The sequence below is a fragment of the Natrinema salsiterrestre genome (genome assembly GCF_029502005.1).
Lineage (GTDB): Archaea > Halobacteriota > Halobacteria > Halobacteriales > Natrialbaceae > Natrinema > Natrinema salsiterrestre.
Genome location: NZ_JAMQOT010000006.1, coordinates 234,848 through 246,962, shown reverse-complemented (window position 1 = coordinate 246,962; position 12,115 = coordinate 234,848). Strand labels below are relative to the sequence as shown.

Here is a 12,115-nt window from a genome sequence, read left to right as displayed (position 1 = left end):
CGCCGTCGACTGCCGTCAGCTGCGGTCGGCCGTTACCGCCACCCCGCGGTGGCGCTGCTCGTCGATCGATTCGATCGAAAACCCGAGCCGCTCGTAGAACGGTCGGACGCCGTCGTCGAACCGCGCCGTGAGCCGCCCCTCCCGCTCGAGCGCGCGTTCGATCAGCGCCGAGCCGATCCCCCGACCCCGGTGGCGTCGGCGGACGCCGACGGCCGCGACGTGGGCGCCCTCCTCGCTCCCGATCGGCTCGAGGACGACCGTTCCGAGGATCCGCTCGCGGTCCGCCGAATCGGCGGCGTCGGCGTCCGTCGATCCGCCCCGCCGATCGCCCGCCACGAAGACGTCCGCGGCGTCGATTCGGTGCTCGACGTCGCCCGGCTCGAGCATCGCGCCGTCGAGGATGCGCCGGACCTCGAGGGCGTCGTCGCGGACGGCGGTGCGGACGAACATTCGTCAGGAGGGTCGGTCGGCGCGGGCTAACAACGCGTCGATTCCGGGGCGATCGAACGGGATCGGTCTCGGACCGCCGCTCGGTCTGTCCGACTCGCGGACGCGGTCGATCATATCCGGACTACCGCATCGACGGGGAAAGCGACTGGGCTTTCACTGATCCGATGGCCGGTGTAACGCCGGTTCGGACGGCAGGAGCGTCCTCGACGGACGAACACTCAAGAGTCGCGTCGTCGAATCGGTCGGTAGATGAACACGAGCGGAGACCGATACGACGTCGTCGTGATCGGCGTCGGCGGGATGGGCAGCGCGACCACCGCCCACCTCGCCGATCGCGGAGTGGACGTGCTGGGCCTCGAGCGCTACGACGTGCCCCACGCGAGGGGATCGTCACACGGCATCACGCGGATCATCCGGCGGGCCTACTACGAGCATCCGTCCTACATCCCGCTCGTCGAACGGGCGTACGACCTCTGGGACGACCTCGCGGCGGAGACCGGGCGCGACGTGATTCACCGGACGGGGTCGATCGACGCCGGTCCCGCGAAGAGCGCCGTCTTCGAGGGGTCGCTGCGCTCCTGCGAGGCGCACGACATTCCCCACGAGGTACTCACGAGCGAGCAGCTGTCCGAGCGGTTCCCGGGCTATCGGCTTCCCGACGGGTACAGAGCGCTGTACCAGCCCGACGGCGGCTTCGTCGTCCCCGAGCAGTCGATCGTCGGCCACGTCGAGACGGCACAGGCTGCCGGCGCCGACATACGCGCCCGCGAACAGGTCCTGGAGTGGGAACCGACCTCGGACGACGGCGTTCGGGTCGAGACCGATCGAGGAACCTACGAGGCCGGGAGCATGGTGCTCGCCGCCGGTGCCTGGAACGAGGAGTTCGCCGACGCGCTCGAGGGGCTCGCGGTCCCCGAACGACAGGTGCTCGGCTGGTTCCAGCCCGAGGAGCCGTCGACCTTCGAGCCGGAGAACTTCCCGGTCTGGAACCTGAAGGTTCCCGAGGGACGGTTCTACGGGCTGCCCATCTACGACGTACCGGGGTTCAAGATCGGCAAGTACCACCACCGCGACGAACAGGTCGATCCGGACGAGTACGACACCGAACCGGGACTCGAGGACGAGCAGCTCCTCCGCGACGCCACGGCGACGTACTTCCCCGACGCGGCGGGGCCGACGATGCGGCTCGCGACCTGCATGTTCACGAACTCCCCGGACGAGCACTTCATCCTCGATACGCTCCCCGACTACCCGCAGGTCGCCGTCGGCGCGGGCTTCTCGGGCCACGGGTTCAAGTTCGCCAGCGTCGTCGGCGAGATCCTCGCCGACCTCGCCGTCGACGGCGAGACGGACCACCCGATCGACATGTTTCGACTCGACCGGTTCGACGAGTAATCGTCCGTTCGCCGGTACCGAGTGGATCCGTCTCGGGATCGCGGTTATCCGCCCTTGATGAGCCGCAACACCGTCACGTGGTCGCTCTCGACCGGCTGATCCTCGGGGATCGGGCGACCGTCGACGAGGACGCTCACCTCGTGGGGGCTCAGATCGACCTCGCGGAGCAGGTCCGCGTAGGTGGGCGGCGCGTCGGCGGTATCGGAGTTCGCTTCGGGTCCGTCTCCGGCCCCCGCCACCGCCTCGAGCTCGAGTTCGTAGGTGTCCTCGCCTTTGACGTCGACGGTGACGTGCATAGCTCGGGTTACGAGGCGACGGCCTTGAGCGCGTCGCTCGACGTCAGTCGGCGGTCGGTTCGTCGGGACCGGGGCCGACGCGGCGTTCCTGTTCTCGACCTCGAGCGGTGCGCCAGTGGCCGACGAGCCCGCGAACGAGCGCGCCGAGCCCCAGCAGTAGGACGAGCAGGTTGATCGTCTCCCCGACGATCGGGATCGGGAGCCGGGAGAGGAGCGCGCCGGCGACCAGTCCGACGACGAGCGCGAGCCACCGATTGCCGAGCCCGACCAGCGACAGGAGCCACGCGGCGACGGCGAAGCGGCCGTAGATCGTCCCGATCCACAGCAGTAGTCCGAAGACGAAGCCCCCGATCATCGACAGCGGGATGCCGACGACGGTGATCGCGAGCGCGATCAAGAGGACGGGAATCCCGACGAGGACTCCGAGTCCGACGAGCCCGGAGCGAAGCGGTCCCGACGCGACGCGGTCCGCGACGCCCTCCGAGAAGCGAGGGAACAGCGCGAGCAACAGGGCACCGACCAGAAGATTCAGCGCGAGGACGTACGCGGTGAACAGCCACGACGCGAAGGGCTGAATCGTCGGCGCGACGTCCACCCCCAGCGACGGGTCCTCCCGAATCTCGCCGGCGACCGCGTCGGTGTTCCCCTCGAGGTCGCCGTCGTACCGCAGATCGCCCGCGATACTGGCCGTTTCGCCCAGTCGAATCGTCTCCGCCCCGATCTCGGCGTCGCCCTCGATCGTGCCGTCGATCGTCGCGCTCCCGACGCCGGCCATGAGCGTGCCGCCGACGGTGCCGCTCTCGGCGACCGTGAGGCTTCCCGCCCCGACGTCGACGTCACCGTCGACGCTTCCCGCGATCGCGACGCTCCCGCCGGCGGCCTCGAGATCGCCGCCGACCGAACCGGTCTGTTCTATCCGCACGTCGCCACCGACGGCGCTGACGTCGCCCGTCACCGTGCCGCGGACGACGACGCTCCCGCCGAACGCCTCGAGGCTGTCGACCGTTTCGCCTTCCTCGACGACGACCGTGCCGCCGGTCTGCCCGTCAGTCTGGGCGGCGACCGTCGCCGGAACGGTCCCGCAGACGACGAGCACGACCAGTGCGACGACGAGAAGTCGCGGTAGTCGATCGTTCCTGCTCATTGCGGGGTGCCCTACCTCGAGTAGACAGTAAAAATTGTTACGCAGATATCGGGAATCGGATCGGTTACGGACCGCTTACCGTTTCGGGGCTCGCAGTCGCCTCCCCGGTCGTCCGGTTCTCGGGAGGCCGATCGCGTTCGAGAGCCACCTTCGGTCGTTTTATCTTTCGGCCCCGCCTTCGACCGGTATGAGCGAGGCCGACGCCGAGGCGGCGGAGCCCACACCCGGGAAGACCGAAGTCTGGATCGAGAAGTATCGCCCGGAACGACTCGACGAGATCAAGGGCCACACGGACATCGTTCCGCGGCTCAAAAATTACGTCGAACAGGACGACCTCCCCCACCTCATGTTCGCGGGGCCGGCCGGGACCGGAAAGACCACGGCGGCACAGGCGATCGCTCGAGAGGTCTACGACGACGACTGGCGGGAGAACTTCCTCGAGCTCAACGCCTCCGACCAGCGCGGGATCGACGTCGTCCGCGATCGGATCAAGGACTTTGCGCGCTCGAGTTTCGGCGGCTACGACCACCGCATCATCTTCCTCGACGAGGCCGACGCGCTGACCTCCGACGCCCAGTCCGCGCTGCGCCGGACGATGGAGCAGTTCTCGAACAACACGCGCTTCATCCTCTCGTGTAACTACTCGAGTCAGATCATCGATCCCATCCAGTCGCGGTGTGCGGTCTTCCGCTTTACCGAGCTCACCGACGACGCCGTCGAGGCCCAGATTCGGGAGATCGCCGCCACCGAGGATATTCAGGTGACCGACGACGGCGTCGACGCGCTCGTCTACGCGGCCGACGGCGACATGCGGAAAGCCATCAACGCCCTGCAGGCCGCCGCCGTGATGGGCGAAACCGTCGACGAGGAGACCGTCTTCGCGATCACCGCGACCGCCCGCCCCGAGGAGGTCGAGGCGATGGTCGAGCACGCCATCGGCGGCGACTTCACCGCCGCCCGCGCCGCTCTCGAGGACCTCCTGACCGAGCGGGGCCTCGCCGGCGGCGACGTCATCGACCAGCTGCACCGCTCCGCCTGGGAGTTCGATCTTCCAGAACGGGCGACGGTTCGACTCCTCGAGCGACTCGGGGAGGTCGACTACCGGATCACGGAGGGCGCGAACGAGCGCCTGCAACTCGAGGCGATGCTGGCCTCGCTGGCGCTCGAGGCGGACGCCTGATCGCCGGTCGCGGCTATCCTTCGCTTCCGTTCCCGTTCCTTTTCCCGTCGCCGGCGTCGACGCCGCGGAACGCGAAGGCGACGCGGTCGTCGTCCTCGGCGACGCCGACGTTCCAGCCGTGGGCGTCGGCGATTCGTTCGACGGTGCCGTGCCCGAACCCGGTGCCGTCGGCCGCGGCCAGTTGCCCGGGGACCGGATCCGTCTCGAGTCCGTCGACGTTCCCGGTCTCGGCGTCGGGATCTCGTCGAGCGACGTAGAAGCCGTCGTCGGTCGCCCCGACGGTCACGACCGGCGTCGCATCGTTCTCGATTCTCGTCTCGCCGTCGGTCTCCGCGTCGGAGCGCTCCGATACGTCGACCGTACTCTGCAGCAGGTGTTCGAACAGCTCCCGCAGCTGGGTCTTGTCCGCCTCGAGGACGCGGTCGTTCGCCGCCTGCGTGACGAGCCGCGCGTCGCCGGTATCGACTGCGACCCAGGCCCGGCGCGCGACGTCGTGAATGGCGACGGGTTCGGTCTCGACGAGCGCGTCGTCCCGCCGAGCGATCGCGACCAGTTGGTCGACGACCTCCCGTAGTCGTTCCTGTGCGTCGTCGACCTCGTCGAAGTGCTCCCGATCGCCGGTCTCCTCGGCGAGCTCGAGATACCCGCGCGCGACGTTCAGCGGCCCGCGAACGTCCTCGTCGACCATATCTGCGATCGTCTCGAGGCGCGCCCGAGCGGCCGCCAGTTCTCGCTCGCGACGGTTCGCCTCGGTGACGTCGCTGTAGATGATCAACCCTTCGGGGTTGTGATCGGCGGTCGTCCCGTTCGCGTCTCCGTCCGGATCCGCGTCGACCGGGACCAGCGTCAGCAGGAACTCGCGGACGCCGTCGACGGTCTCCCGGCGACTGACGAGCTGGCGGCGCTCGCCCGCCCGCAGCGACTCGAGCAGCGTGGCACGTCGTTGCTCGAGGCCGGGCGGGACGGTGTCTTCGTCGACGGGGTCGCCGACGATGGTCTCGGCGTGGGTGCCGAAGACCTCGGTGAACGTGTCGTTGACGTCCCGAACGATCGGCCGTCCGTCGTCGACCTCGTATCTGACCGTCGGTTCCGGAACGTTCGCGAACAGGGCGCGAGAGCGGTCGCGTTCGTCCGCGAGCCGATCGCGTTCCTCCCGCAGTCGGTCCCGTTCCCGGCGCAGTCGCTCGCGCGCCGTGTCCCGACTCGCGTCGGCGTCGATTCGCTCGAGGACGGCGGTGCCGGAGCGACACCACTGTGCGAGCACGTCGCAGTCGGACTCGTCGAACGCCGCCGGCTCCCCGGCGGCGAGGTGCAAGATACCGACGTCGCCCACGGGGAAACAGTACAACGATTCGATTCCCTCGAAGGGAGCCGCGAGCCGATCGTCGGCCGCGATATCGTCGAGGCGGAGCGGCTCTCCGGTCCGGAGGACGTCACCGAGGGGTCCCTCGCGCGAGGTCGACTCGAGGTCGGCTTCCGGAACCGCCGTCGTGGTCGCCCGCGGCTCGAACTGCCCGAAGTGCACCGTCGAGAGCCAGCAGTACTCGCACTCGACGGCGTCGGCCGCGGCCTCGACGACGAGTTCGAAGAGCCGATCGCGGTCGCGACAGGCGGCCAGTTCGGGCACCGACTCGAGGAGTCGATCGGCGGGGGTCGGAGTCGGTGGCGCTCGGTCGCCGGCCATCGCGATCGCACTGGAGTCGGACTCCGCGTTCGCCCCCGAGCCGGGTTCCGGTTCCGATTCCGTCTCCGTTTCGGGATCGGAACTTTCGGCGCGGTCGACGCCCCCGCAGACCCACTCGATCTCGTCCGCGAGGTGTTCGACGGCGTCGTCGGTATCCCGGCGCACGTAGCCGTCGATGCCGTCGGTCGATCGGGCGGCCGTCGGCGCGTACGACGAGTCCGAAAAGAGCACCAGCGGCGTCTCGCCGCAGGCGTCGACCACCTCGAGCAGGTTCGAGCCCGCCGCGGTCGTCGGCGTCTCGGCGAAGACGACGCAGTCGACCCCTTTCGCCCAGTTGCGGACCCGCTCGACGGTCGTCGCCGGCCGCGCCGAGCGGTCGGGCCCCGATTCGACCGCCTCGAGCGCGGCGGCGCCGTCGCTGGCCGTCGCCTCGAGATCGGCGACGTAGAGGATCGTCCGCGTCTGTGTGGTCGCTCGGGGCCGGGTCATTGCGTCGGAGTCCGCGCTAGTCTATGTACCGAGAGGTGATTCCACCGTTAAGGATTTACTGGACAGCGTAGTGAATTTTTCAACTGGAAGTAAAGAAAATCCAAGAAATCGGTCGATACCGCGGCCGGTTCGAACGGATGCTCGATAGCGGTGGGCCGGAGACCGACGCGATACGCCGGCCGGTTCGATCGCTGACGGCGGGTCGACGACGCGCTCGAGCCCGCCGACCGCGCGTCCGACGGCGGTTGCGGAACTGTTTTACGCGCTGCAGGGCCAATACACGCGTAATGAGCGAACTAGAGGAGGAGTACCGCCTCGAGTACTTCGAGGAGGAAGGATTCGAGCGCAAGGAGTGTCCGGAGTGTGGCGCTCACTTCTGGACGCGCGACGAGAGCAGGGTGACCTGCGGCGAGCCGCCCTGCGAGGAGTACGGTTTCATCGACGACTCGGGGTTCGACGAGTCGTACGACTTGACGGGGATGCGCGAGGCCTTTCTCTCTTATTTCGAGGCCAACGACCACGAGCGCATCGACCCCTATCCCGTCGCGGCGAACCGCTGGCGGGACGACGTCCTGCTGACGCAGGCGTCGATCTACGACTTCCAGCCGCTGGTGACGAGCGGCGAGACGCCGCCTCCGGCGAACCCGCTCTGCGTCTCCCAGCCGTGCATCCGGATGCAGGACATCGACAACGTCGGCAAGACGGGACGGCACACGATGGCCTTCGAGATGATGGCCCACCACGCGTTCAACACGCGCGAGGACGTCGAGGAAGGCGAGTACGCCTATCACGGCGAAGTCTACTGGAAGGACCACACCGTCGAACTCTGCGACGGCTTCTTCGACTCGATGGGCGTCGATCTCGAGGAGGTCATCTACATCGAGGACCCGTGGGTCGGCGGCGGCAACGCCGGCCCCGCGATCGAAGTCATCTACCGCGGCGTCGAACTCGCCACGCTCGTCTTCATGTCCATGGAACAGGACCCGGACGGCGAGTACGAGATGAAAGACGGGAACCGCTACAGCCCGATGGACACCTACATCGTCGACACGGGCTACGGGCTCGAGCGGTGGACCTGGGTCTCTCAGGGGACGCCGACGGTCTACGAGGCGGTCTACCCCGACATGATCGCCTTCCTGAAGGACAACGCCGGCCTCGAGCACACCGACGAGCAGGAGGCGCTGATCCATCGCACCGCGAAGCTCGCGGGCCACATGGACATCGACGAGGCCGAGGACATGGAGACCGCCCGCGGCGAGATCGCCGACGAGCTCGGCGTCGAGGTGACTGAGCTCGAGGCACTGATGGAGCCCCTCGAGGACATCTACGCGATCGCGGACCACTGCCGGACGCTGGCGTACATGCTCGGCGACGGCATCGTCCCCTCGAACGTCGGCACGGGCTATCTCACGCGGATGATCCTCCGACGGACCAAGCGGCTCTGCGATACGGTCGGCGTCGACGCGCCGCTGGACGAACTCGTCGACATGCAGGCCGAGCGCCTCGAGTACGAGAACCGCGACACGATCCGCGACATCGTCCGCACCGAGGTCGAGAAGTACCGCGAGACGCTCGAGCGGGGCGGTCGCCGGGTCGAGACGCTGGCCGAGGAGTACGCGAAGAAGGGCGAGCCGATCCCGACCGATGAATTGATCGAGCTCTACGACTCCCACGGCATCCAGCCGGATATGGTCGCGGAAATCGCCGAGGAGACGGGCGCGGACGTCGATATCCCGGACGACTTCTACAGCCTCGTCGCGAAGCGCCACGACACGCCGGAGTCGGTCGCGGAGACGACCGAGGAGGAGGACGAACGGTTCGAGGATCTCCCGGAGACGGAGAAACTCTACTACGACGACCAGCAGCGGACCCAGTTCGAGGCGGTCGTCCTGGACGTCTTCGAGCGCGAGGAGGGCTACGACGTCGTCCTCGACCAGACGATGTTCTACCCCGAGGGCGGTGGCCAGCCCGCGGACACGGGGACGCTCTCGACCGACGACACGACCGTCGAAGTCGAAGACGTCCAGATCGAGGGCGGCGTCATCTGTCACCGGACCGACGAGGACCCCGGCAAGGGCGAGTTCGTCAACGGGCAGGTCGACGGGGGTCGCCGTCGCCAGCTCATGCGCCATCACACGGCGACGCACATCGTCATCCACGCCGCGCGGCGGGTACTCGGCGAGCACATCCGACAGGCCGGTGCGCAGAAGGGCGTCGACTCCTCGCGGATCGACGTTCGACACTACGACCGGATCGCTCGCGAGGACGTCAAGGAGATCGAGTCGCTGGCCAACGAGATCGTGATGGACAACACGACGGTCACGCAGGAGTGGCCCGACCGTCACGACGCGGAGGCCGAACACGGCTTCGATCTCTATCAGGGCGGGATCCCGCCGGGCGAACAGATCCGGCTGATTCACGTCGACGAGGACACGCAGGCCTGCGGTGGCACCCACGTCGCTCGGACCGGCGATATCGGGACGATCAAGATCCTCAACACCGAGCGCGTGCAGGACGGCGTCGAGCGAATCACGTTCGCCGCCGGCGAGGCGGCCATCGAGGCGACGCAGGTCAAAGAGGACGCGCTCTACGAGGCCGCCGCGATCCTCGACGTCTCGCCCGAAGACGTCCCCGAGACCGCCGAACGCTTCTTCGAAGAGTGGAAGGGGCGGGGTAAACAGATCGAGGACCTCAAAGAACAGCTCGCCGAAGCCCGCGCGAGCGGCGGTGGCGGCGGCGAGGAGGTCGACGTCGGCGACGCGACGGCCGTCGTCCAGCGCCTCGACGCCGACATGGACGAACTCCGAGCGACCGCCAACGCCCTCGCGGAGGAGGGCAAAATCGCCGTCATCGGCAGCGGCGAGAGCGGGGCGCAGTTCGTCGTCGCCGTCCCCGACGACGTCGGCGTCAACGCCGGCGAGGTCGTCGGCGAACTCGCGGCGAAGGTCGGCGGCGGCGGCGGCGGCCCGCCGGACTTCGCACAGGGCGGCGGCCCCAACGTCGAGGATCTGGACGACGCGCTCGAGGACGCGCCCGACGTGTTGCGGCAGGTACTGAACGCCTGACCACCGGCCACCGCTGTCTGAGTGGATCGCTCGAGTCGAAACCGACCCCTTCTTTCGGCGTCCGTCCCGTCCGGTCACATATGCCGACTGCTTCGAACGGATCGGTCTCGCTGTACTACGACCGCGAAGGCGGGGGCGAGCCGGTCGTCTTCGTCCCGGAGGCCGGCCTCGGCGGCTGGCTCTGGGGCTGGCAACACGCCGCCGTCGCCGGTCCCCACGAGGCCGTCGTCTGGGACCTCCGAGGCACGGGCCGCTCCGACCGACCCGAGGGCCCCTACGACCTCGAGACGCTCGTCGAAGACCTCGAGGCGGTCCTCGCCGATTGCGACATTCGCAACGCCCACCTCGTGGGCTGTGGCCTCGGCGGCGCGATCGCGCTCGAGGCGGCCCGGACCTCGAGTCGCGTCGCGACGCTGACGCTGTTCGGAACCGCGGCTCGGGGCGAGGAGTTCGACCTCGAGCCGCTGTTCGCACCCCCGGACGACTCTGACGCGCTTCGGGACTCGCTCTCCGCGGCGCTCTCGGAGGAATTCATCGACGCCCAGCCGGACGTCCGAGACGGGATCGTCGAGTGGCGAGCCGACGGCGACGCCGACCGCGAGGGTTGGGAGGCGCAGACGGCGGCGCTCGAGGGGTTCGACGCGACCGAGTGGCTGGTCGAGGTGACGCAGCCGACGCGGGTGATTCACGGGACGGCGGACGAACTGGTACCCCCTGCGGCCGGGCGGGAGCTGGCGCGGGGGCTTCCGCGCGGAGAGTTCACCGGGCTCGAGGGTGCGGGGCACCTCTGTTTCGTCGAGCGCTCGCGGACGGTAAACGATCGGTCGCTCGGGTTTCTCGAGGAACACACCGAAGGCGACGGGTGATCCGTCAGGAGAGGACTCTCGACGGATCAGTTCTCGGGTCGAGTTCCGCGGATTTCTGCGGCGATGCCTGTCCTGCAATCGTAGCGACGAGGACCGCCACACCCTCCCCAGCCGATTCGTTCGCTCGCGTCGCTCACTCACTCATCCCTCGCGGTTTCGGGCCGCGATTCGCCAGCGGCTCATCGCGGCATGGCGCGCCGAAGTACTGGTCGATCGGTCTTACTCGCTCTCGTGCTTGCGACTGACCCCCTGTCTACTACGTACTCGAGCGTGGGAGTCACCGGCGTGACACTCTCGCTGGCGCGACGGGCCGAGCGGTTCCCGGATCGGACGGCGGTCGTCGACATCTCCGAGCGGCGACTGTACGCGCCGGCGGAGACGGTCCACGAGGACCGGGTCTCCTACGGCGAACTGTCGACCATCGCGACGCGGACGGCCGAGCGGCTTTCGGCGCTGGATATCGCCCCCGGAGATACCGTCTGCCTCGTCACGCGAAACCGAGTGGCCTCGCTGGCGCTGTTCTTCGCCTGCCGAAGACTCGGTGTGACGTTCGCTCCGATTTCACACCTCCTGACGCCGGCCACGGTCGAACGCCCCTTCGACGTCCTCGAGCCCGATATCGTCGTCGCGGAGGCGGCCCAGCGCGATCTGGTCCGGTCGATCCCCTTCGACCGGTCGGTGACGCTCGAGGAGTTGACCGACGCGGATCGAAGTTCCGTCGCGTTCGACGGGGAAGCGACGGGCGACCGGCCACTGCTCGCCCTCCACGGGGACGCCGGCCGGCCGGTGGCCGGCTACGCCGCCGACACTATCGAACGAAACTGCGTCACGAGCGTGGTCGCGTGGGGGGTCGCAGCGAACGATACCGTCCCGCTCGTCACGCCGCTGTCGGCCGCGGACGGTCTCGTTCGCGTCGCCCTCTCCGTGTTGTACGTCGGCGGTACGCTGCTCCTCGACCGGGCGTTCGACCCCGGAGACGCCGCGACCGCGATCGATCGGGAAGGAGCGACGTTGCTCCCGGGTCGGGAGCGAGCGCTTCGCGATATCGCGGCCGAATCCGGGTTCGAGACCGCCGCCGACTCCATAGAGCGGGCGATCTGCGGGGTCCCGGTCGACGACGACGTAGTCGCGGCCTACCGCGATCGCGGCGTCCCGGTCGCGCGGGTCTACGGCCGTCTCGAGTGTCCGACCGCACTGGGCCAGCGGTTCGAAACCGCCGGTACGCCCGCCGAAATCGACGTCGACGGCACCGGAGTCGGCCGGCCGGTGCCGGACTGTCGCGCTCGGTTGGTCGACGACGAGGGGGCGACGTTCGAGGGCGCGGGTGAGGGACGACTCCGGCTCTCGGGATCGGTGGTCGCTGACGGCTACCTACAGGGGACCGGAACACGGGACGGGAACTGGTACGAACCGGCCGACGTCGAGCGCGCCGAGCGCGACGAGGGGGGCGATCGCGGGCGGTTCCTCGACGGGTGGTTCGACACTGGCGAGCGATTCTACCGAGATGACGACGGGAACTACCACCCCGGGTAACCGTCGGACCGGG

General features: G+C 68.6%; 9 protein-coding genes. 5 read left to right on the top strand and 4 right to left on the bottom strand.

Annotated elements, in window-relative coordinates:
- Positions 1-15: 15 nt before the first annotated feature.
- Positions 16-450 (bottom strand): GNAT family N-acetyltransferase, encoded by a 435-nt coding sequence (locus tag NDI89_RS17495; protein WP_277523325.1) that lies wholly within the window; start codon positions 448-450, stop codon positions 16-18.
- Between the two features lie 249 nt (positions 451-699).
- Here NDI89_RS17495 and solA point away from each other — a divergent pair, with 249 nt between their 5' ends.
- Positions 700-1,845: an N-methyl-L-tryptophan oxidase gene (gene solA, locus NDI89_RS17490; RefSeq protein ID WP_277523324.1), complete on the top strand. Its 1,146-nt coding sequence runs from the start codon at positions 700-702 to the stop codon at positions 1,843-1,845.
- Positions 1,846-1,889: 44 nt separating this feature from the next.
- Here the strand turns inward: solA and samp2 are convergent, their stop codons facing one another.
- Positions 1,890-2,141, bottom strand: a complete 252-nt coding sequence (gene samp2 / locus NDI89_RS17485) for a ubiquitin-like small modifier protein SAMP2 (protein WP_277523323.1) — start codon at positions 2,139-2,141, stop codon at positions 1,890-1,892.
- 43 nt (positions 2,142-2,184) lie between these two features.
- Entirely contained in the window at positions 2,185-3,285 is a 1,101-nt protein-coding gene (locus NDI89_RS17480) for a bactofilin family protein (RefSeq protein ID WP_277523314.1), read from the bottom strand.
- Positions 3,286-3,472: 187 nt separating this feature from the next.
- Between NDI89_RS17480 and NDI89_RS17475 the strand changes: the two genes are divergently transcribed.
- The gene (locus NDI89_RS17475; protein ID WP_277523312.1) at positions 3,473-4,465 is read left to right on the top strand and encodes a replication factor C small subunit; all 993 of its coding nucleotides are present in this window, start codon (positions 3,473-3,475) and stop codon (positions 4,463-4,465) included.
- A gap of 13 nt (positions 4,466-4,478) precedes the next feature.
- On the opposite strand, the gene NDI89_RS17470 is transcribed toward NDI89_RS17475, so the two are convergent.
- Positions 4,479-6,638, bottom strand: coding sequence for a GAF domain-containing protein (locus NDI89_RS17470; RefSeq protein ID WP_277523310.1), 2,160 nt, complete (start codon positions 6,636-6,638; stop codon positions 4,479-4,481).
- A gap of 287 nt (positions 6,639-6,925) precedes the next feature.
- Between NDI89_RS17470 and alaS the strand changes: the two genes are divergently transcribed.
- The 3 genes from alaS to NDI89_RS17455 all read left to right on the top strand — a co-directional run bounded on the left by alaS (position 6,926) and on the right by NDI89_RS17455 (position 12,102).
- A complete protein-coding gene (gene alaS / locus NDI89_RS17465; protein WP_277523308.1) occupies positions 6,926-9,703 on the top strand; it encodes an alanine--tRNA ligase in 2,778 nt (925 codons plus the stop codon).
- Between the two features lie 80 nt (positions 9,704-9,783).
- Entirely contained in the window at positions 9,784-10,569 is a 786-nt protein-coding gene (locus NDI89_RS17460; RefSeq protein ID WP_277523305.1) for an alpha/beta fold hydrolase, read from the top strand.
- Positions 10,570-10,839: 270 nt separating this feature from the next.
- Complete coding sequence (locus NDI89_RS17455; RefSeq protein ID WP_277523304.1) at positions 10,840-12,102, top strand: AMP-binding protein; 1,263 nt, start codon at positions 10,840-10,842, stop codon at positions 12,100-12,102.
- Positions 12,103-12,115 lie beyond the last annotated feature (13 nt).

Bases quoted from the DNA above. Each gene is read 5' to 3' on its own strand.
- NDI89_RS17495 (WP_277523325.1), bottom strand. From the start codon at position 450: ATGTTCGTCCGCACCGCCGTCCGCGACGACGCCCTCGAGGTCCGGCGC.
- solA (WP_277523324.1), top strand. From the start codon at position 700: ATGAACACGAGCGGAGACCGATACGACGTCGTCGTGATCGGCGTCGGC.
- samp2 (WP_277523323.1), bottom strand. From the start codon at position 2,141: ATGCACGTCACCGTCGACGTCAAAGGCGAGGACACCTACGAACTCGAG.
- NDI89_RS17480 (WP_277523314.1), bottom strand. From the start codon at position 3,285: ATGAGCAGGAACGATCGACTACCGCGACTTCTCGTCGTCGCACTGGTC.
- NDI89_RS17475 (WP_277523312.1), top strand. From the start codon at position 3,473: ATGAGCGAGGCCGACGCCGAGGCGGCGGAGCCCACACCCGGGAAGACC.
- NDI89_RS17470 (WP_277523310.1), bottom strand. From the start codon at position 6,638: ATGACCCGGCCCCGAGCGACCACACAGACGCGGACGATCCTCTACGTC.
- alaS (WP_277523308.1), top strand. From the start codon at position 6,926: ATGAGCGAACTAGAGGAGGAGTACCGCCTCGAGTACTTCGAGGAGGAA.
- NDI89_RS17460 (WP_277523305.1), top strand. From the start codon at position 9,784: ATGCCGACTGCTTCGAACGGATCGGTCTCGCTGTACTACGACCGCGAA.